This window comes from Vreelandella sedimenti, assembly GCF_013416325.1.
GTDB lineage: Bacteria > Pseudomonadota > Gammaproteobacteria > Pseudomonadales > Halomonadaceae > Vreelandella > Vreelandella sedimenti.
Window position 1 is genome coordinate 406,463 of the sequence record NZ_JACCGK010000001.1, and the last position, 20,655, is coordinate 427,117.

General features: G+C 57.1%; 18 protein-coding genes. 14 read left to right on the forward strand and 4 right to left on the reverse strand.

Annotated elements, in window-relative coordinates; translation table 11 throughout:
* Positions 1–96 precede the first annotated feature (96 nt).
* From HZU72_RS01830 to hpaI, 5 genes are all read left to right on the forward strand, one after another.
* A complete protein-coding gene (locus HZU72_RS01830) occupies positions 97–993 on the forward strand; it encodes a LysR family transcriptional regulator (RefSeq protein ID WP_180090043.1) in 897 nt (298 codons plus the stop codon).
* A gap of 312 nt (positions 994–1,305) precedes the next feature.
* The gene (locus HZU72_RS01835) at positions 1,306–2,286 is read left to right on the forward strand and encodes a TRAP transporter substrate-binding protein (protein WP_022521900.1); all 981 of its coding nucleotides are present in this window, start codon (positions 1,306–1,308) and stop codon (positions 2,284–2,286) included.
* Between the two features lie 140 nt (positions 2,287–2,426).
* Positions 2,427–2,969 (forward strand): TRAP transporter small permease, encoded by a 543-nt coding sequence (locus HZU72_RS01840; protein ID WP_180090045.1) that lies wholly within the window; start codon positions 2,427–2,429, stop codon positions 2,967–2,969.
* Entirely contained in the window at positions 2,966–4,261 is a 1,296-nt protein-coding gene (locus HZU72_RS01845) for a TRAP transporter large permease (protein WP_180090047.1), read from the forward strand. Before HZU72_RS01840 ends, HZU72_RS01845 begins: the two co-directional genes overlap by 4 nt.
* A 16-nt stretch (positions 4,262–4,277) precedes the next feature.
* Complete coding sequence (hpaI, locus tag HZU72_RS01850; RefSeq protein WP_180090049.1) at positions 4,278–5,048, forward strand: 4-hydroxy-2-oxoheptanedioate aldolase; 771 nt, start codon at positions 4,278–4,280, stop codon at positions 5,046–5,048.
* A gap of 14 nt (positions 5,049–5,062) precedes the next feature.
* Here hpaI and HZU72_RS01855 read toward each other — a convergent pair whose 3' ends face one another.
* The 3 genes from HZU72_RS01855 to HZU72_RS01865 are packed head-to-tail and all read right to left on the reverse strand — an operon-like array spanning position 5,063 to position 8,998.
* On the reverse strand, positions 5,063–6,487 hold the full coding sequence (locus tag HZU72_RS01855) for an FAD-binding oxidoreductase (protein ID WP_180090051.1): 1,425 nt from the start codon (positions 6,485–6,487) through the stop codon (positions 5,063–5,065).
* Entirely contained in the window at positions 6,487–7,788 is a 1,302-nt protein-coding gene (locus HZU72_RS01860) for an L-fuconate dehydratase (RefSeq protein ID WP_180090053.1), read from the reverse strand. The genes HZU72_RS01855 and HZU72_RS01860 overlap by 1 nt, the downstream gene beginning before the upstream one ends.
* Positions 7,789–7,834: 46 nt before the next feature.
* Positions 7,835–8,998 carry a fumarylacetoacetate hydrolase family protein gene (locus HZU72_RS01865; RefSeq protein WP_180090055.1) on the reverse strand — a complete coding sequence of 388 codons (1,164 nt, stop codon included), beginning with the start codon at positions 8,996–8,998 and terminating at the stop codon, positions 7,835–7,837.
* 237 nt (positions 8,999–9,235) lie between these two features.
* On the opposite strand from HZU72_RS01865, the gene HZU72_RS01870 reads away from it, so the two are divergent.
* From HZU72_RS01870 to nanR, 8 genes are all read left to right on the forward strand, one after another.
* On the forward strand, positions 9,236–10,000 hold the full coding sequence (locus HZU72_RS01870) for an SDR family NAD(P)-dependent oxidoreductase (RefSeq protein ID WP_180090057.1): 765 nt from the start codon (positions 9,236–9,238) through the stop codon (positions 9,998–10,000).
* Positions 9,997–10,998, forward strand: coding sequence for a 4-hydroxythreonine-4-phosphate dehydrogenase PdxA (gene pdxA, locus HZU72_RS01875; RefSeq protein ID WP_180090059.1), 1,002 nt, complete (start codon positions 9,997–9,999; stop codon positions 10,996–10,998). Before HZU72_RS01870 ends, pdxA begins: the two co-directional genes overlap by 4 nt.
* Positions 10,995–12,188: a four-carbon acid sugar kinase family protein gene (locus HZU72_RS01880; protein WP_180090061.1), complete on the forward strand. Its 1,194-nt coding sequence runs from the start codon at positions 10,995–10,997 to the stop codon at positions 12,186–12,188. The genes pdxA and HZU72_RS01880 overlap by 4 nt, the downstream gene beginning before the upstream one ends.
* Positions 12,189–12,386: 198 nt before the next feature.
* Positions 12,387–13,388 carry a sialic acid TRAP transporter substrate-binding protein SiaP gene (locus HZU72_RS01885; RefSeq protein WP_180090063.1) on the forward strand — a complete coding sequence of 334 codons (1,002 nt, stop codon included), beginning with the start codon at positions 12,387–12,389 and terminating at the stop codon, positions 13,386–13,388.
* Between the two features lie 127 nt (positions 13,389–13,515).
* Positions 13,516–14,049 carry a TRAP transporter small permease gene (locus HZU72_RS01890; protein WP_180090065.1) on the forward strand — a complete coding sequence of 178 codons (534 nt, stop codon included), beginning with the start codon at positions 13,516–13,518 and terminating at the stop codon, positions 14,047–14,049.
* A 38-nt stretch (positions 14,050–14,087) separates the two neighbouring features.
* Positions 14,088–15,467, forward strand: a complete 1,380-nt coding sequence (locus HZU72_RS01895) for a TRAP transporter large permease (protein ID WP_180090068.1) — start codon at positions 14,088–14,090, stop codon at positions 15,465–15,467.
* Between the two features lie 62 nt (positions 15,468–15,529).
* A complete protein-coding gene (locus tag HZU72_RS01900) occupies positions 15,530–16,606 on the forward strand; it encodes an Ldh family oxidoreductase (RefSeq protein ID WP_180090070.1) in 1,077 nt (358 codons plus the stop codon).
* Between the two features lie 64 nt (positions 16,607–16,670).
* Positions 16,671–17,393 carry a transcriptional regulator NanR gene (gene nanR, locus HZU72_RS01905; protein ID WP_022521913.1) on the forward strand — a complete coding sequence of 241 codons (723 nt, stop codon included), beginning with the start codon at positions 16,671–16,673 and terminating at the stop codon, positions 17,391–17,393.
* Positions 17,394–17,448: 55 nt separating this feature from the next.
* On the opposite strand, the gene HZU72_RS01910 is transcribed toward nanR, so the two are convergent.
* Entirely contained in the window at positions 17,449–18,525 is a 1,077-nt protein-coding gene (locus HZU72_RS01910) for a TRAP transporter substrate-binding protein (RefSeq protein WP_180090072.1), read from the reverse strand.
* Between the two features lie 327 nt (positions 18,526–18,852).
* Here HZU72_RS01910 and HZU72_RS01915 point away from each other — a divergent pair, with 327 nt between their 5' ends.
* Entirely contained in the window at positions 18,853–20,655 is a 1,803-nt protein-coding gene (locus tag HZU72_RS01915; protein ID WP_180090074.1) for an IlvD/Edd family dehydratase, read from the forward strand.

The following is a 20,655-nucleotide window of genomic DNA, read 5'->3' on the forward strand; positions in this document are numbered from 1 at the left end:
AACCGGGAGCGACAATTAGGCAATGGGTAACAAAGGGTTCGTGGCTGGCGAAGGTGTGAGCTACCATAGGGAGCTTGTTTTCAAGGAGTTCGTAGGATGCGCCGCTTTGATTTTGTCACCCTTAAACTGTTTATCTCCGTGGCGGATGAGGGCCGTCTGACGGCGGCGGCGGAGCGTGAACACCTAGCACTAGCTGCGGTGAGTAAGCGAATAAGTGACCTGGAAACGCTAGTCGGCACAACGCTGCTCTATCGTCGCCCCAGAGGTGTAGAACTGACTCCCGCAGGTCAGGCGTTTTTGCATCATGCCCGACGTATTATGGATAACATTGAGCGCCTGCAGGCCGAACTCAGCGAGTATGGCGAAGGCGTTCGCGGTCATGTGCGTATCCACTCCAATACTTCGGCGATCATTGCCTTTCTTCCCCAGGATCTCAGCGCCTTCTCACGCCTCTACCCTGAAATCAAAATTGATCTTCAGGAGCGGGTCAGCAGCGAAATTATCGCTGCCGTTCGCGACGGGCTGACCGATATCGGTATCTTTGCAGGCCATGTTGCGGCGCCCGACCTTCAACAGCTCTCCTATCGACAAGATCGACTCGTGTTAATGACCCCTATCGATCATCCTTTGGCTGGGCGTGAAAGCATTGCCTTTAATGAAGCGCTAGCTTTCGATTTTATCGGCTTGCAGCAGGATGCCTCGCTGCAGTCGCTGTTGAACGAGCAGGCTAACCTAGCGGGTAAAACGCTGCGCATGCGTATTCAGGTACGCAGCTTCGATGCCATTTGCCGCATGATCCACCATGGTATGGGCGTTGGCGTACTGCCTGAGCAAACCATCTACCGTGACTTAGGCGATCTGCAGCTGAAAAGCATCCCGCTTAGCGACCCTTGGGCTCAGCGAGAACTGGTGATTGGCATGCGCCGTTACGCCTCCCTGCATGTGACTGCCCGGCATTTGGTGGATCACCTTACCCAGAAAGAGGATGAGTAATAGCTTAAGAAACGCTCCTTATGGCTTCGTGGTTTGAGAAAGCAAAGCACCCATAGCTACTCTTTCAAGGGCCTAAAGCAAGCTAAACAGCGGTTGATTAAAGAAGCTAGGTATTCATCTTTGGTCGTACGGCCGTGATGGGGTGGATTTAAAAGCCCGTTATAGCAGCGTTTCTAGCCATCGTGTTTTACGAAGTCAGCCTTCTTGAACGTCGATTTGAGCCCTTGGGATGCATGTTTCAAGATCACGTAAGCGTTACCTGAAAGTTACAAGAACCACATCCAATAACGACAACCGTAGAGAGTCTATCCCATGCGGAAACAACTGCTTGCCACGCTGGCTACCCTAGGCATGCTAACGACGGCGCCGTTCGTCTTGGCGAATCCCATCGAAATCCAAGTTAACAACACCATGAGTGAGGGCGGTTCGGAAAGCGCTGCAGTAGAGCGCTTTGCTGAGTACTTAGAAGAACAGGCACCGGGTCGCTTCGATGTTCGTCCCTTCCTGGCGGGCTCATTGGGCGGCGAAAATGCCGTTTTGGAACTACTGAACCTTGGTCAAACCCAGCTCTCTATCACTGGCGGTAACTGGCGCCAGCAATACGCGCCTGAATATGATGCCATTACTGTGCCCTTTGTGTTCTCAACCTGGGACGAAGTCGATGCCTATATGGAGAGCCCCTCCGGCCAGGCGCTGATTGAAAAGGCGGAGAGTCAGGGCGGCCTTAAATACTTCGGCACCCAGCACCGTGGCCCGCGCCACATGACCGCCAATAAAGCCATCGAAACGCCGGAAGATCTTGACGGTTTCCGCATGCGCCTTCCTGCGCTGCCAGTATGGATGGAAGTGTGGGAAGAGATCGGCGCCCAGGTCGTCAATGTGCCCGCGCCCGAAATTTACCTTGCCATGCAGACCGGTCAGGTTGACGGCCATGAGAACTCGCTCTCATCGCCCTATACCCGTCGTCTATGGGAAGTTCAGGACCACATCATTATGACCAGCCATGTTCAGTTTCCGTGGAATTGGGTGGCAAGTGCGCGCTGGTGGGAAGGGCTTGAATCAGACGATCAGGCATTGATCGAAGAGGCCATTCATGTCGCCCGTGAGCATGGCACAGAGCGTGAACGCGAACTCGATGAGTACTACCTGGAAGCGCTGCAGGATGAAGGCATGACGGTTATTGAGCCTGATATTGCCGCTTTCCGCGAAGCCGCGTTACCGGCGATTGATCGTGTCATGGCCGAAATGGCAGACGGTGTTCGTGAAGATGCCCTGGGTAACCAGAGCGAGTAACACACCTTTGGCAAAAACAGCGGCGGCCCATTGGGCCGTCGCTGTTTTACAACACAAGAAAGTTTTGGAAGACAAGCAAGTTTGTCATGACAAATAAGTTTTCATAACCAAAAAAAGACGTCAGGGTAAGGAGTTCTGCTGTGGAAGACGCTGTAGCGCCCAGCCAAGGGCCGGATCGAATCGCTTTCTATATGTTGCGCGGCGTCACCCGCCTGTGCGATGGGGTAGGCGTGGCGTTAATGGCGGCCATCCTGCTATTGATCGTGGCGGCGGTCATTGCCCGCGACTTGTTGGGGCTGGGCATGCCCTGGACCGAAGAAGTAGCGTCTATGTTGGCCATCTACGCGATTGGCTTTGGCTCGCTATCGGCGTGGGTGCGCAGTGAACACCTGGTAGTCGATCTGTTTAGCCACAGGCTTTCAGGGCTGGGTAAAAATATTCAGTATCGGTTTACTGCACTGGTTTCCTGCGGTTTTTTTGCCCTTGCTGCCTGGGGTGCATGGATTATGTCGGACATGAGCGCCAACAATAAAACGGTCTCGTTAAGTATCAGCTTCAGCTATCTCTATTACGGCATCTTTTTCAGCTTTGTGGGCATGGCGCTGATTGCCCTTTGGCAAACGTTGCGCGGCCCGGTGGCGTGGTTGGAAACGTCCCATGAAGAGGAGGCCTCTCAACCATGACCGAACTACTGATTTTCGTCGGTGGCCTGTTAGTACTGATGGCCATTGGCTTGCCCGTGGTGGTCGCCATTGGCGTGACCTCCTTTATCGCCCTGATGGCTACCGGCACCGGCGGGCTGCCCGTCGAGTTGCTCCCGCTGCGCATGGTGCAAACGCTTAATAACTTTACCCTGCTGGCGATACCGTTGTTTATTCTGGCCGCCAATATTATGAATATCGGCTCCACTACCACGCGCATTTTTGACTTCGCCACCGCGCTGGTGGGCTTTACCAAGGGCGGCCTGGGTCACGCGAATGTGGTGGCTAGCTCCATTTTTGCCACTATGTCGGGCACTGCCGTTGCCGATGCCGCAGGGCTTGGTAGCATCGAAATCAAAGCCATGAAAGAGCGTGGCTATGCGCTGGATTACTCCACCGGTATTACCGCTGCTTCCAGTGTTATTGGGCCGATTCTGCCGCCGAGTATTGCGCTGGTGGTTTACGGCTGGCTGGCCAATGTGAGCATTGGCGGGCTGTTTATGGCGGGGCTGTTGCCGGGTATTTTGATGGCACTGCTGTTGATGGGGATGACCGTGCTGCTGGCTGTCAGTGGCAAGGTAGTGATGCCCAAGCCCACACCCTTTGATGCCTGCGAAGTGGCCCGCACTGGCAAACGCGCCATTCTACCGCTGATGATGCCAGCGATTATTGTGGGTGGTATTTGGGGCGGCTTCTTCACGCCTACCGAAGCTGGTGCCATTGCCTCGCTTTACGCGGTGATCTTGGGCGGGCTGGTTTATCGTGACTTGAACTGGCGGGATCTATTCAATGCCTTTCGTCGTACCTTGATGTTCAGCGCGGTCATCCTGCTAATTATTGCGGTCTCCAGCTTCTATGGCTGGATACTGGTGCGCATGGGGATCCCCCAAGCGTTGGCGGGGCAGGTGGCCAGCATCGATATGCCCACCATCCTGCTGCTGCTCTGCTTTGCACTGTTCTTCCTGCTGATCGGTTGCTTTATGTCGGTGATCGAAAGCATCCTGATTTTTACCCCCATTGTGGTGCCCGCAGCACTAAGCGCCGGATTAGACCCCGTACACTTCGGTATTGTGATGGTGATCACGCTTTCAGTAGGGGTTATTACCCCGCCCTTTGGCACGGTGCTGTTCCTGATGGTGGGCATCACACGGTTGCGCTACGGCCAGGTCGTCACAGCGATCATGCCGTTCTTACTGCCGATTATCGCCACTATTCTACTGCTCATCGCCGTGCCGGGGCTGGCTACTTGGCTGCCAGACGTTATGGGGTATTGATGTAAAAGGAGAGCGAATGAAAATGCTGCACAACGCGTTTAAGCAGCAACTGCTGGCGGGGCAGCCCCAAACGGGGATTTGGCTCGGCTTGGCGAGCGCCTACACCGCGGAGATTGCCGCCACGGCAGGCTTTGACTGGCTGCTGCTTGACGCCGAGCATGCTCCTAACGATGTATCGAGCCTGCTTGCTCAGCTGCAGGCGCTGGGCCCCTATCAAAGCCACCCGGTGGTACGTCCGCCTACCGGCGATGCGGTGCTGATCAAGCGCTATCTGGATATTGGCGTGCAGAACCTGCTGATCCCCATGGTGGAAACGGCCGAACAGGCGACTGAACTGGTGGCGGCCACGCGTTACCCACCCCGCGGTATTCGCGGCGTTGGTCATGTGCTGGCACGCGCCTCGCGCTGGGGGCAGGCAGAAGATTACCTCTCCCGCGCTGATGACGAAATCTGCCTAATGCTGCAGGTGGAGAGCCCCCAGGCGCTTGCCAACCTGGAGGCTATCGCCGCAGTAGACGGTGTCGATGGGGTGTTTATTGGCCCGGCGGATTTGTCGGCGTCTATGGGGCATCTCGGCAATGCCAGCCATCCTGAAGTGACAGACGCGATTAGTGATGCCATTAACAAGATACGCGCTGCGGGCAAGGCAGCGGGTATCGTCACGGTAGACGAGCAAGCAGCCCGCGGCTATCTCGCCGCGGGCTGTACCTTCGTTGGTGTCGGGATTGATACGCTGCTTTACGCCAATGCTCTGCGCGGTCTAGCGGAGCGGTTCAGGCACGAATGAACAAAGCGTCGGGGTTACTCCACGGCAGGCAAGATCCTGCCTGGATTCATCAGCCCCTTAGGGTCGAACAGCGCCTTAACGCCGCTAACCAGTTCCCGCTCAACAGGCGATAGCCGCGCCAGGTAGGGTGCCTGCTTTGTGCGGCCAATGCCGTGCTCGGCGCTGATGCTGCCGTTGAAACCGTCGAGTACCTCAAACAGCCGCTCCTCCAGGCCGTGCAGGTGAGCTTTCTTATCGCTATCCGCCATTGCCGTGGGCGGTAGAATGTTGAAGTGCAGATTGCCGTCGCCCACATGGCCGTAGGCAATAATTTCGCACTCGGGTGACGCCGCCATCACCACCTCGCTTGCCCGGGCAACGAAGTCGGGTATCGCCGAGATGGGCACCGAGATATCGGTGCGCAGGTGCTCACCGCGCCGCCGCTGGCCTTCCAGCATGCTTTCGCGGAACTGCCACAGCTGGGCGGACTGGGTGTCGCTAGCGGCCAGGGCGCCATCCAGCACCAGCTCGCGCTCCATGCCGGTTTCCAGCAGCGCTTCCAGCAAGGCACTCAGGTCGACTGGCCCCGTGGCAGCAACCTCCATCAGCACGTACCAGGGGTAGGCGTCTTCAAGTGGATCACGTAGCTCTGGCGTCGCTTCAATCGCCAGCTCGATACAGCGGCGGGGAATCAGCTCAAAAGCCGTTAGCAGATCGCAGCACTCCCGGCGCGCCAGGCCATACAGGTCGATGACCGCCTGGATGGAGGGCAGGCCCAGTAGCGCCGTCCGGTTTTGGGTTGGGCGCGGTGATAGTTTTAACACCGCCCCGGTGACGATGCCCAAGGTACCTTCGCTACCCAGAAACAGCTGCTGAAGGTCGTAACCGCGATTGTCCTTGTGCAGTGTGTTCAGGCTTTCCCAGATGCGCCCATCAGGCAGTACTACCTCAAGCCCCAGCACCAATTCGCGCATCATGCCGTAACGCAACACGTTAAGTCCGCCTGCGTTAGTCGCGATATTGCCGCCAATCTGACAACTGCCTTGAGCACCTAGCGAGAGAGGAAAATCGCAATCATGCTCGGCGGCGGCCAGCTTAACGTTCTCAAGAATACAGCCAGCGTCTACCGTGATGGTGAAGTTGACTGGGTCAATGGCGCGCACGCTATTCAAACGCTCTAAGCTGATCACTAATTCCTGTCCATTGTCGGCGGGTAAGGCGCCTGCCACCAGGCCGCTATGGCCGCCCTGGGGCGTCATAGCGATCCCATGCTCATAGCAGCGCTTGGCTACCTCGGCGACGTCCGCAGTATTGGCTGGGCGGGCGATGGCCAGCGGCATGCCCAGCGTATCGCCTGCCCAATCGCTCACATAGCGCGCCATGACGTCCGGTTCGCGCAGTAAACCCCGCTCGCCGAGCAAGGTGGTTAACTCATTTAGAAAGGTAGTGGTGTCTGTCATTAACTCTCTTCCTGCCAGGCTGCACCCTCGGGAAAGCGGTGCTGTACTTGGGATTCTGCGTGCATGGCAATGCTGTAACCCGGCGCTTCGGGCACCTGATAGCGGCCACGGTTGATCACTACCGGGTCGATAAAGTGCTCGTGAAGGTGGTCTACGTACTCCAGCACACGACCTTCAAGGCTACCGGATACCGCAATGTAGTCGAACAGCGAGATATGTTGGGTGTATTCGCATAACCCAACGCCACCGCCATGAGGGCAAATCGGTACGCCGAATTTAGCGGCCATCAGCACCACGAGGATAACCTCATTAAGACCGCCCAAGCGTGCCGCATCCAACTGGCAGTAGTCGATGGCATCCGCCTGGAAGAACTGCTTAAACATCACCTTGTTTTGACAGTGCTCGCCAGTGGCGACGCCGATAGGCGCTACCCGGTGGCGGATTTCGGCGTGGCCGAGAATGTCGTCAGGGCTGGTGGGCTCTTCTATCCATAGCGGGTCAAATTCGGCCAGCCGACGCATCTTGGTAATCGTCTCGTCGACTTCCCACACCTGGTTGGCGTCCATCATCAGCACGTTGTCCCAGCCGATCTCTTCGCGTAGCAGCGCCGCTCGGCGGGCATCCTCTTCGATGTCGCCGCCAATCTTCTGTTTGAAATGAGTCCAGCCTTCGGCCAGCGCTTCCCGAGCCAGACCGCGTACTTTCTCGTCGCTGTAGCCCAGCCAGCCCGCTGAAGTAGTGTAGGCGGGGTAGCCATCGTGGCGCATTTCGGCTTCGCGGGCTTCTTTGCCGGAAGCCTGGCGGCGTAGCAGACAGATCGCTTCTTCTGGCGTTAACGCATCGGTGACGAAGCGGAAATCAAGGCAGCGAACCAGCTGTTCCGGGGTCATATCCACCAGCAGCTTCCAAACCGGCTTACCTTCGTTTTTCGCCCACATATCCCACACGGCGTTAACGATGGCGGCGGTGGCTAGGTGAATTGCGCCTTTATCAGGGCCGATCCAACGCAGCTGGCTGTCGCCAGTAATTTCTCGCCAGAACGCGCCCATATTGTCGGTCATCGACTCAAGTGTTCGCCCCTCGATCAGCGACGCTAGGGAGTGCAAAGCGGTAACCACAATCTCGTTGCCGCGGCCAATGGTAAAGGTTAAGCCGTGCCCCTCGGGGCTGCCGTCATCGGTGTGCAGGATGACATAGGCGGCGGAGTAGTCCGGCGCGGCATTCATGGCATCGGAGCCATCCAGAGAACGCGAGGTGGGAAAACGAATATCCTGGATCTCGACGCGAGTGATAGTTGTCATTGTGCGCTCCTAGGCTGTGATATGAGTGGCGTATTGATTGTTAGAATCAGCGGCGCGCTAAGTGGCGCATCAGTTCGCGAATGCCGTAGGTCCAGGGCGGCAGCTGATCGCTTCTGCCTACCCGGTTGACCAAGGCGCCTAGCGAAGGGGTGGCGATAGTGACGCGATCACCCTGGTGGTGGGTAAACCCCTGGCCTTCCCCGTCGCGGTCCTGAATCGGTGAGAACATGGTGCCCAGGAACAGCATAAAACCGTCCGGATATTGGTGGTGGTCGCCGATGGTTTGGCTTACCAAGTCCAGCGGGTCGCGGCTGATTTCGCGCATATCGCTCTCGCTCTGGAGCAGGAAGTCGTCATCCTCACCCTCGATACGTAGTGATACTTGGCAGTTGCGCACGCTGTCGATATCGAAATGGTCATCAAACAGGCGAATGAAGGGGCCAATGGAGCAGGAGGCGTTGTTGTCTTTTGCCTTACCTAACAGCAAAGCGCTGCGCCCTTCCACATCGCGCAGATTAACGTCGTTACCCAGAGTCGCGCCGCGCACTTGGCCACGGCTATCTACTGCCAGAACAATTTCCGGCTCAGGATTATTCCACTGCGAGGACGGGTGCAAGCCCACCGGGGTGCCAAAACCGACTGATGAGAGCGGCTGGGCTTTGGTAAATACCTCCGCATCGGGGCCGATGCCAACTTCCATATATTGCGACCACCCACCGCGGGCCTGAAGCGCTTTTTTAAGCGACATCGCCTCTTCAGACCCCGGCGCAATCTTGGAAAGGTCGGTGCCGATCAGTGCCTGCAGGTCGTTGCGCAGCTCCACCGCTCGTGTAGGGTCGCCGCCCGCTTGCTCTTCGATCACTCGCTCTAACAAACTCACAGCGAAGGTGACGCCGCAGGCTTTAACGGCTTGAACATCGCAAGGGGCTAGCAGGTAGGGCGCTTGTGGTTGGGGGAACTGAGAGTTTTCCAGCAGTGCCTCGACACTACCTAGGTTGGGGCCTTCCGCTCGCTGCACTACCGCTTGTAGGTCGTCGCGTTCCAGCAGGTCAGCCATGGTGGGCCCATAGGCGGTAATGTCGATCACCTGACCGTTGTTGACGGTCACCAGCGCGGGGCCAGGATGGCTGCCCTCCAGCCAAACGCGGCCAACCAGCAGAGCGTTACCCAGGTCGGCGGGAAGTGTGTCCGTCGATGAAAGTGGATTCATGTGCTTCTCCATTCGTTCTTAGAATTAGTTTAAATCGTTAGCCGTGGGAGGCGACTGGCGCTAAACACGCCATCGCCTATCATGTTATAGATGTCGCTTTGTATGACAGGTATGCCAGTTCGTTGCTTACTTTAGCGCACCGCTCCATTTCGGGTCGATAGTTAAATCTATCTAGAGGACGACGGTTTCGCTAAGTGTGGCTCTCACAATAAAAGCAAAAGTGGTAAGGAGAATTTCATGTTAGACGAGTGGAAAGGTAAGCGAGTACTTATCACCGGTGCCAGCCGTGGAATTGGCGCGGCTGTGGCGAAGCAATTGGGGGCGCTGGGAGCGCACGTAGCGGTGCACTATCACAACAGTGAAGCGTCCGCTGAAGCGGTGGCCAGGGCGATTCGCGATGCGGGTGGGGACGCCTTTACCGTTAAAGCAGACGTTAGCCACACCAGCGAGACCCAAAAACTCGTCGACGATGCCGCCGAGCGTCTGGGCGGTTTAGACCTGTTGATCAATAACGCGGGGGACATGATGGGCCGGGTTGGCTTAGATGAGATGGACGATGACCAATATGACCGGGTCATGGATCTCAATGTCCGTTCAGTGATTATGGCTAGCCGGGCGACGCTACCGCATTTTCGCCGCGCAGGTGGCGGCAATATTATTCACACTACCTCGATTGCCGCACGTAATGGCGGCGGGGGAGGCGCTGGCCTATACGCCTCAGCAAAAGGCTTTGTGAGCACGGTAACGCGAAATATGGCCAAGGAGCTTGCCGGGGATAATATCCGCGTGAACGCTGTGGCCCCCGGTACGATTGCGACCGATTTTCATGAGCGCCACTCAAGCGATGCTCATCTAAACGCAGCTCGGGCATCGATTCCCATGGGACGTTTGGGCACGGCGGAAGAGTGCGTGGGCGCGTACGTTTTTCTGGCGACCGATACGCTCAGTGGTTATGTCACGGGTCAAATCATCGAGGTCAACGGTGGGCAGTTAATGCCATGAATAGCTCCCCACGCGGTTATGAAATTGCTATCACCATGGGCGACCCTGCTGGCATCGGCCCTGAGATTATTTGCCGCGCGCTGAGTGCTATGTCCGCCACCGAACGTGCCATGGCGATGGTCATCGGTGACCCGGCTATTTATCGCCGTGCGGCGGCGAGTGTTGGTGCTGTGCTTGAGTTCGTGCCATTGGAGCAGGCGGAGAGCGATAAGGATTGTGTGGCGGTCGGTGTGGTTGAGGTGCCGGAAGGGGTTGAGATTGCTGATGGTAAAATTAGCGCCGGTGCGGGTGATATGGCGTTTCGCTGCGTTCATAAAGCCGTGGAATTGGTGCAGGCGGGGCGGGCGCAGGTGATTGTCACCGCCCCGCTGAACAAGGCGGCGTTGCATGAAGCCGGGCACCATTATGATGGCCACACCGGGATGCTGGCATCGCTGACCGGTGCGCCTTCGTCGTTTATGCTGCTGGCATCTGAGACGCTCTCGACGCTGCATGTTTCCACTCACGTGTCGCTACGTGATGCGATCGACCGAGTGACCCCTGAACGCATCATTGCCACCGTTGAAGCAGGACACGCACACTTGCTCGCGTTGGGTATGAAGGCTCCGCGCATTGCCGTGGCAGGCCTCAACCCGCACTGCGGTGAAGGGGGGATTTTTGGCGACGAAGATCGCCGCTGTATCGCCCCGGCGGTGGAGCGCTTGCGGGAACGGGGTTTTGATGTGAGCGGGCCGATCTCTGCGGATACGGTGTTTTACCGCGCTTCGAAAGGCGAGTTCGACTTAGTTATCGCCCAGTATCACGACCAGGGCCATATCCCCGTCAAACTGATTGCTTTTGATAGCACGGTCAATGTCAGCCTCGGCTTGCCGCTTCAGCGAACCTCGGTGGATCACGGCACCGCCTTCGACATTGCCTGGCAGGGCAAAGCCGATGCCACCAACATGGGGTCAGCGATTGCCTATGCGCGACGGTTAGCCAGCGGCGCCAAGGCATGAGCGGCTGCCGATTGGCGATTATTGCCGATGATCTTTCGGGCGCGCTGGACACTTCAGCACCCTTTGCCGCGCGAGGTGCAGATGTCCGCGTGGTGATTAGCCTGGAGGCATTAGCGACAACGCTAGAGGCATGGCAAGGCCAGTGGCCAGAGGTCATTGCCGTGAATACCCAATCCCGCCATCTGCAATCTGAGGTGGCGGCGCTTCGAGTGAGTGAAGCAGTGCGTTTACTCAAGCGAGTAGCGCCGCAGGAGTGGTTCAAGAAAGTCGATTCAACCCTGCGTGGCCAAGTAGTCGCAGAGTGCACGGTACTGCGGGAAGCGCTTGGCTTTCCTCTGCTGCTGGCTCCCGCGGTACCGGCCCAGGGGCGAACAGTGCGTAATGCCGAAGTGTGGGTGGACGGCATTCCACTGGCTGATACCACCTACCAACAGGATGCCCTCTCAACGCCCCTGATCGGCCCCATTGACCAGGCATTTGCCGTCAGCGGACGACCGCTGCAGCGCTATCGCTCTGGGCGGGGCGTTCAACTCCCTAACGGGGACTGTATCGCCGATGCCGAAAGCGACGAGGAGCTTGCTGCGCTCTATCAGCTCGTGTTGAGTGCTGGCTACCGCCGAGCGATGGCGGGGGCTGCGGGGCTGGCAACGGCTATCGCCCAGCGCTTTTTCGGGTGGCCTGATGCACCGTTTCGAGCGTTGAATAGCGTCAATGCAGTGCTTTATGCTATCGGTTCAAGAAGCCCTCTTGCTGCCGAACAGCTCCAACAGTTGCGACAATACGCGCCCGGTTTGTCCGTGATTAAAGCGTGTACCGAGCCCTCTGCTACACCCTGTAATAGTAGCCCCGTCTTCGGGGCCTATGTGGTCGTGCCCGGAGAGAGTGAGGAACGCACGGCAAACCAAGTCGCCGAGTCGATGGCTTCCAAAGTGGCCGACATTACGTCTGCCTGGCGGGACGATGATCCGTGTTTGCTATTTCTAACCGGCGGGGATATCGCCATGGCCGTGTTGACCCAACTGGGGGTGAATTGTATCTCTGTCGAGACGGAGTGGTCACCAGGGGTGACACTAGGGAGTATGGATGGCGATAGGCGAAAGCGAGTGATGACTAAAGCAGGTGGCTTTGGCGACCCTCAGTTGCTTGTGCGCTTACACCATCAGTTCGCTCCACGGCTTGAATCATCATAGGCACTACTAAAATCGTTACCTGGATAGTTGCGCGATTACGGGCAGCCAACTAAGTTTGAAGCTGATGGTATGACACGTATACAGCGCTATGATCGGTTACGTTGGTTGCCGCCGCTTAAAAAATAACCAATACATCACAATAAATAGCAGCAAATCACACTATCCAACAACAAATCCAATGGTTGTGAGGAGTACACGATGAGTCACAAACGCCAACACTCGCTTAAGATGGCCCGCCTGCTGACCGCTACGCTTATCGCCGGTGGTCTCTCAGTGACCGGTGCTGTGCATGCGCAAGAGGAACTCACCTTTGCCCACGTCTATGAAACATCCGAGCCCTACCACGAGTGGGCACTGTGGGCGGCAGATGAAATCGAGGAGCGTACTGATGGCCGTTATTCGATCAGTGTCCACCCGGCGTCGTCACTGGGTAAGGAGTCGGACATCAACGAAGGCCTACAGCTGGGCACGGTTGATCTGATCTACACCGGCAACCAATTTGCCGGTCGTTTCTATGGCCCGGTGGGTATCGCTGGCGCGCCCTATATGTTCCGCGATTTTGACCATTGGCAGGCCTATGCCGATAGCGACCTGTTCAAGGAAATCGCCCAGGGCTATCAGGATGAAACCGGTAACGTACCGCTGGCCATGAACTACTACGGCCGTCGCCATGTAACCTCCAACGAACCGATCAATACGCCGGAGGACATGGAAGACCTGAAAATTCGTACGCCCAATGCGCCAATGTACATGATGTTCCCCGAAGCAGTGGGCGCCAACCCCACTCCAATCGCTTTCTCCGAGGTTTATCTGGCGCTGCAGCAAGGTGTGGTGGATGCTCAGGAAAACCCACTGCCGACCATTCGCGCCAAGGCGTTTCATGAGGTGCAGGACTATATCAATCTGACCGGGCATATCACCGATTCGCTAATCACCATCGCTGGTGGCCCGTTGTGGAATCGCCTCTCCGAGGAGGATCGCGAGATTTTCCGTGAGGTCTACACCGAAGCCGGCGAGCGCATCACCCAAGATATTCTGGAATCCGAGGAAGCGCTGGTGGCTTGGTTCGAAGAGCAGGGTGTGACCGTCAACGAAGTAGATATAGAACCCTTCCGCGAAGCCACGATTCCTGCCCATAACGGTGAAGCGGCGACTTGGGACCAGGAAACCTATGATCGTCTGCAGGCTATCGGCCAGTAATCAGACTATCGGACAGCAAGGCCGCGAGGCCTGAGTTTTCCAGAATCCGTACGTTTCCGGGATCGTTTTTTCGTAGACCAAGACTCGCCCCGCCCAAGCCTCGGGTGGGGCGAAGCGGGAGCCTTCCATGAGCCAAACTGACTCTACTGACGAGACCAGCCTTGCAGGTCTCGACGATGATTCCTTCAACATTCACGACTATGCCCTGGAGGATTTCCTGACGCTTGGGATCTTCTGGCTACTGGCACTGGATGTCTTTATGCAGTTTTTCAGCCGCTATGTGCTGGGTAATTCCATCGCCTGGACGGAGGAGATGGCGCGCTATCTATTGGTCATGGTGGGCTTTATGGGCAGCACCATGGCCGTGCGGAAGGGATCACATATCGCAGTGGAATTCTTCTATCGCTACATGCCAGGGTGGCTGGGACGCGTGATGTCGACGCTGGTAGACCTGATCAATATTGCCTTCTTCGCCAGCATGGCCTGGATCACCTTCAAACTGGCTGATCGTACCAGTGCCATGATGACTTCGGTGGATATCCCTAAAAGCTGGCTTTACTACTTGGTGATGGTGGGCTTTATCATGATGCTGGTGAGAGGGGTGGAGGTGGCTATTCGTCACTGGCGCTCGGGTACCAGTGAACTGCTCAATACCCAATAACAACACGCCAACACGCTACTCTCTCGGAGATCACCCCAATGCCCAACATTCTGGCTGTGAGGCGCGGCGGTGCGATAGTGCCGCCATTGGTCGCGGCTGTCGCGATACTCGGCTGTATCGCATTGGCCGTCACCCAACACTATTTACTGTTCCTGTTTGCGGCGCTCTTTACCCTGCTGGTGATGGGGGTGCCGATTGCCATTAGTCTTGCCGGCTCGTGCCTGCTGTATGTGCTGCTGACCGGCAGAGTGCCCGATGTTGTCGTGATGCATCGCATGATCAACGGCGTCGACAGCTTTCCCCTGTTGGCGATTCCGTTCTTTATACTTGCCGGTAACCTAATGAACAACGGCGGCATTACCGTGCGGATATTTGACTTTGCCAAGGCATTGATGGGCTGGATGCGTGGCGGTCTGGGGCACGTCAACGTAGGCGCCAGCATTGTTTTTTCCGGCATGTCAGGAGCCGCAGTCGCCGATGCTGGGGGGCTAGGCACCATTGAAATCAAGGCCATGAAAGATGCCGGTTACGACGAGGAATTCTCGGTGGGTATCACCGCGGCATCTTCGACCATCGGCCCGATTATTCCGCCGAGTCTGCCGATGGTTATCTACGGCGTAATGGCCTCGGTGTCGGTCGGCCAGCTGTTCGTCGCCGGTCTGGTACCGGGCCTGTTAATGGGGCTGGTACTAATGGCCATGATCACGATCATTTCACGGCGGCGCGGCTATACCCGCGATGCGGTGTTCTCGTTTCCGGTGCTTGGTCATACGTTCAAGCGCGCCTTCCTGTCACTATTAACACCGGTCATCATCGTCGGCGGCATAATGTCGGGGGCCTTCACGCCTACCGAAGCGGCGATTGCTGCGGTGGTCTACGCCTTGGTGCTGGGGGGAGTGGTTTATCGTAGCCTGACCTGGCGCCGCCTGCTTAAGGTGAGCATGGAAACTATTGAAACCACTGCCGTGATCCTGCTGATCGTCGCTGGTGCCTCGATATTTGCCTGGATCCTGACCAGCAATCAGGTCACGCAGCATGTCGTGACCCTGCTCGGGCCATTTGCCGATAACCCCATCGCTACGCTGATCATCATCAACCTTGTGCTGATTCTGGTGGGCTGTTTTATGGAGACCATTGCGGCGATCACCATCCTGGTGCCGGTATTGTTGCCGGTGGCCATTACTGCGGGTGTCGATCCGGTGCACTTCGGCGTAATCATGGTGCTCAACCTGATGATCGGCTTGCTAACGCCGCCGGTAGGCATGGTGCTGTATGTACTGTCGCGAGTGTCTGGAATTTCCTTCGAGAAATGCATGCGTGGCACGCTGCCGTTCCTGGTGCCGCTGGTCATTGCATTGCTATTGGTTACCTTCATTCCAGCCATCTCTCTGTGGCTGCCAACACTGATTTATCGTTAAGCATTACCGAGGCTGGCCAATGGTCAGCCAATAGCCTGACTGAAACCAGGAGCTATCGTTTAATGAGAGATACGTCGTCAAATTTTCGCGTCGCTCGCGAAGACCTTGCCCGCTTCATGCAAGCCGTTCTGAAGGCGGCAGGTGCTGATCAGGTATCAGCAAGCGCGGTCACTCGCGCGCTGATTACCGCCTCACGTATGGGAATCGACAGCCATGGCCTGCGTCTGCTGCCCCACTATCTGCAGGCGCTCAAGGGCGGGCGGATCAACGGCGCGCCCGAGATGCAGTTCCACCAGCGACTTGCGGCGACCGGTTTTCTGGATGCTGACGACGGGTTGGGGCACCTCGCGGGTTATACCGCCATGGAGCATGCCATGGCGATGGCCGAAACGGTGGGGATGGGCGCTGTCGCGGTGGGCAACTCGTCGCACTTCGGCGCGGCGGGGTGCTATGCGTTGGCAGCGGCTGAGCGCGGATACCTCGGCATGGCGTTCTGCAATTCGGATCCGTTCGTGCTTTTGCATGAGGGCGCCAAGCCCTTTCACGGTACCAACCCCATCGCCTTTGCGGCGCCGGTGGCGGGCGAGTCGCCTTACCTGCTGGATATGGCGACCAGCTCGGTGCCCTGGAATCGCGTGCAGCAGTACGGGGCGATTGGGCGTGAACTGCCCGACCAGGTCGCGGCGGATGCTGCCGGGCAGGTAAGCCGCGTTCCTGGTGAAGTGGCCGCACTGTTACCGCTGGGTGGTAGCGGCTTTGGCTTCAAGGGCGCGGGGTTGGGTGGCATGGTTGAGGTTCTGAGTTCGATGCTGTCGGGCATGCAGCATGGCTTCAAACTGCTGCCCATGGGTGGGCCAGATATGTCGACGCCACGCGGAGTAGGGCACTTCTTTCTGGTCATGAAACCGGATGCGTTTGTGGATTCAGGCACTTTTGCGCACGGAATGGCCGAGTATCTAGCCGACCTGCGCGCCCAGCCTGCTGCTCCCAATGCCCAGGTAATGGCACCAGGTGATCGCGAGTGGCGCTGCCAGGCCCAGCGCGACGCCGAAGGCATTCCGCTCGATTCTGCCAATCAAATCGCCTATGCCGAGATCGCCGAGCAATACCAAATAGCGCCGCTCTCTCGGTTGGTTTGAAGGATAATGAACAGAAATGCAGTAAAATGGCGGAAAATTCCAGGTTAACCAGGGGTGACTGCCTATGAGCAGATACCGGATCGAGCGTAAAACGCTATCAGAACAGGTCGCTGAGCAGCTTGAGGCGGAGATTCTTGAGGGGCGGCTGAGTGAAAACGATCAACTGCCTTCAGAGAGGGAGTTGATGGAGCAGTTTGGTGTTGGCAGACCCGCGGTGCGTGAAGCACTGTTCCACCTGCAACAGCTAGGACTTATCGCCATCAACAGCGGTACCCGTGCCAGGGTAATTCGTCCCACCGCTGAGGCGGTGATGGCCAGGCTTTCTGGGGTAACACGACAGCTGCTTTCTAAGCCCGATGGTCAACAGTATTTCCAGGAAGCGCGGGCCATGTTCGAGATATCTTTGGCTCGCTACGCGGCGCGCAATGCCAGCGAAGAGGATCTAGCGAGGCTGCGCGATGCATTAGCGGATAATCGCGATGCAATAGGTGATGAAGCACGCTTTAAACGCTCTGATAATGACTTCCATGGCGTGTTGGCCAGCATTGGCCGTAACCCCATTTTCGATGCTATCCATGTGGCGCTCTCGGAGTGGTTGGACGATCGCCGTGCGCTGGTACTGCAACAGAAGGACGAAGACAAAGCGGCTACCGCTGCGCATACCGAAATAATCGCAGCGATAGAGTCTCGTGACCCAGATGCGGCCGAAGCAGCCATGCGGCGCCACCTCGACCGTCACTACGGCACCTATATGCAGCTTAAAAAGCGCCTCTCGGACGCTTCTTAGTTCTCATGCTACCAATTAATCCTGCCGCCTTTTTTATTCGGCGGCAGGGATGGGATCACTCGGTCATTGTCGATTCAGCAATCTCTTGGAATTCAGCCACGAGGTCTTCGCCGATTCGCGGTGCCCACTCTTCGTAAACCGGCTGCACGGCTTCCTGGAAAGCGGCAATCTGCTCGTCATTAAGACGGGTAATTTGCATGCCGCGTTCTTCAAGCTGATCCCGTGCCCAGTCGTCGTACTCGCTGGAAAGCTGGATTTCGTAATCCGCTGCTTGCAGCGCGGCTTCCTGAACAAGTTCCTGATACTCTGGATCGAGGCGATCCCAGGTACGCTGAGAGATCATCTTGATGAAGGGTGTATAAACGTGACGGGTTTCGGAGCCGTAGTCCTGCACCTCATAGAAATTGGAGGTCAGGATGGTGCTCCAAGGGTTTTCCTGGCCATCGACAACGCCTTGTTCCATGGCGGAGAAGAGTTCACCAAATGCCATCGGGGTCGGGTTGGCGCCCAGCGCCTCCCAAATAGCCAAGTGCACTGGGTTCTCCATGGTGCGAATAGACAAGCCACGCACGTCCAGGCCCGCCACATCTTCTGGCGAAGCGACTTCACGTGCACTATTGGAGAGCTGGCGGAAGCCGTTTTCAGAAAACGCCAGGGCTTTTAGACCGCTGCCATCGAAGGCATCGAGCATTTCCTGGGCAGCATCGCTACGCATGGCCTTTATAGCCGCTTCCCGGGTAGGCAGCAGGAAAGGAAGGTCAAAGACTGCCAGCTCCTCGACATAACCTGTGGCGGGTGAAGAGGAAGGGTAGGTCATATCCAGCGTACCGGTTTGCAGCATTTCCATCATCTGCACGTCATCGCCAAGCTGGCTGTTGGGAAAGATATTAACGCTGATACGCCCTTCGCTGCGCTGGTCGAGAATATCCGCAAAGTATTGGCTAGAGATATATTGAGGCGAGCTTTCCGCCAAGCCCAATCCCATGCGCAGAGTGACGCTGCCGTGGTCACCCACGGTGCCGCCCTCTATCTCTGGCGGATCGGAAAGGTCAGGCGTTTGCGCGTAGGCAATGCCTGAGCTGAGCAGTGTAGCGCCGGTCATTAATAGGGTGCGTTTCCAAAGATGGTGCATAGTCGTCACTCTCCTGGCGTGCTGCAGGTCGCTACGCTAAGGGGATATTCCTAGCGAGCTGCAGCGTGGTTGATTGTTGTTGTGTGTAAGCGTCACTCGCTTATAGAGGTGTAAGTGCCGCTCCCTTAGGTGAATGTCTAACGTTTTTGATATATGTTCAACATATACTTTTGTATGTATCGACGCCGCGGGTAAGAACGCGTACCGTCATGGCAACTCTTCCCTACATTTTAGGAAGCTTTCTTCATCGATATTGTTGGTGGGCAGCTTGAGTGCCTAAAGCGCGCCTGCCGACTTGTATATTTACTTTAGGCGTGGAGCGGAACCATGGCCAATTTTCAGCGAATAACTCCTGAGCAGTTGCGTTCACGCTACTGGTTCGATAACCCTGATCACCCCGGAACCACGGCGCTATGTATTGAGCGCTACCTAAATTACGGTATTACTCTGGATGAGTTGACCAGCGGTAAGCCGATCATTGGTATTTGCCAGTCGGGCTCTGATTTAACCCCGTGCAACCGCCACCACATTGACTTGGTTAAGCGGGTTAAAGACGGAATTCGCGCCGCAGGTGGCGTGCCGTTTGAATTTCCCATGCATCCTATTCATGAGAACGTGCGCCGACCCACTGCTGCGCTGGATCGGAACCTCGCTTACTTGGGAATCGTGGAAGTGCTCCACGGCTACCCGCTAGACGGCGTGGTATTGACCACTGGCTGTGATAAAACCACCCCGGCTGCGCTGATGGCCGCGGCAACGGTGAATATTCCGGCCATTGTGCTCTCCGGTGGTCCGATGCTAAATGGTTGGCGCGGCGCCGAACGGGTGGGCTCAGGTACGATTATCTGGGAGCTTCGCAAGCGGCTGGCAGCAGGGGATATCGACTACGCAGAGTTCCTTTCCCGTGCCAGCGATTCAGCACCCTCGATAGGCCACTGCAACACCATGGGCACCGCCTCTACCATGAACTCCATGGCGGAAGTCCTGGGCATGAGCCTGCCGGGATCGGCGGTGATTCCTGCGCCCTATAAAGAGCGCGCGATGGTGGCCTACGACACGGGTACGCGGATTGTCGATATGGTGTGGGAAGACCTGCGCCCGCTGGACATTCTGACCCGCGAAGCGTTTGAGAACGCCATCGTGGCGTGCTCGGCACTGGGTGGTTCATCCAATGCGCCGGTGCATATCAATGCGATTGCCCGCCATGCGGGCATTGAAATTAATAATGATGACTGGCAGCGCCTGGGCCATGAAATCCCGCTGCTGGCCAACGTCATGCCTGCCGGTGCTTTCCTGTGTGAAGAGTTCTACCGCGCCGGCGGCGTTCCTGCGATTCTGCACGAATTACAAACGGCGGATAAGTTGCACAGCGATGCGCTGACGGTCAATGGCCGCTCCATCGGCGATAATCTGCAGGGCCGTGAAACTCAAGACATTGACGTGATTTGTCGCTATAACGATCCATTGGTGGATCATGCGGGCTTCCTCAATCTCAAGGGCAATCTTTTTGATTCGGCGCTGATGAAAACCAGCGTGATCTCACGGGATTTCCGCGAGCGCTTTCTGAATGACCCCAGCGACCCGGAAGCCTTTGAAGGCAAGGTGGTGGTATTCGATGGCTCCGAGGATTACCACGCCCGTATTGATGACCCAGCGCTGAACATTGATGCACGCACTATTCTGGTAATGCGCGGTGCAGGGCCGGTAGGGCATCCTGGTGGTGCCGAAGTGGTTAATATGCAGCCCCCGGAGGCGCTGATCAAACAGGGCATCGAATCACTGCCCTGCTTGGGCGACGGCCGCCAGTCGGGCACTTCCGGCTCGCCGTCGATTCTTAATGCCTCCCCAGAAGCGGCCACGGGTGGCGGCTTGGCACTGCTGGAAAGCGGCGACCGGCTGCGGGTCGATCTTAAGCGCGGTGAGGTACAATTGCTGATTGAGGCGAGTGAGTTGGAGGCGCGCCGCGAGCGCTTAGCTCAGCAAGGCGGCTACCGTTACCCAGGCCATCAGACCCCCTGGCAAGAGATCCAGCGTAGTATGGTCGAACCGCTGGATCGCGGTATGACGTTGGAGCCAGCGACTAAGTATCGCGATGTGGCCCGCCAGCATCCGCCCAGGGATAATCACTAA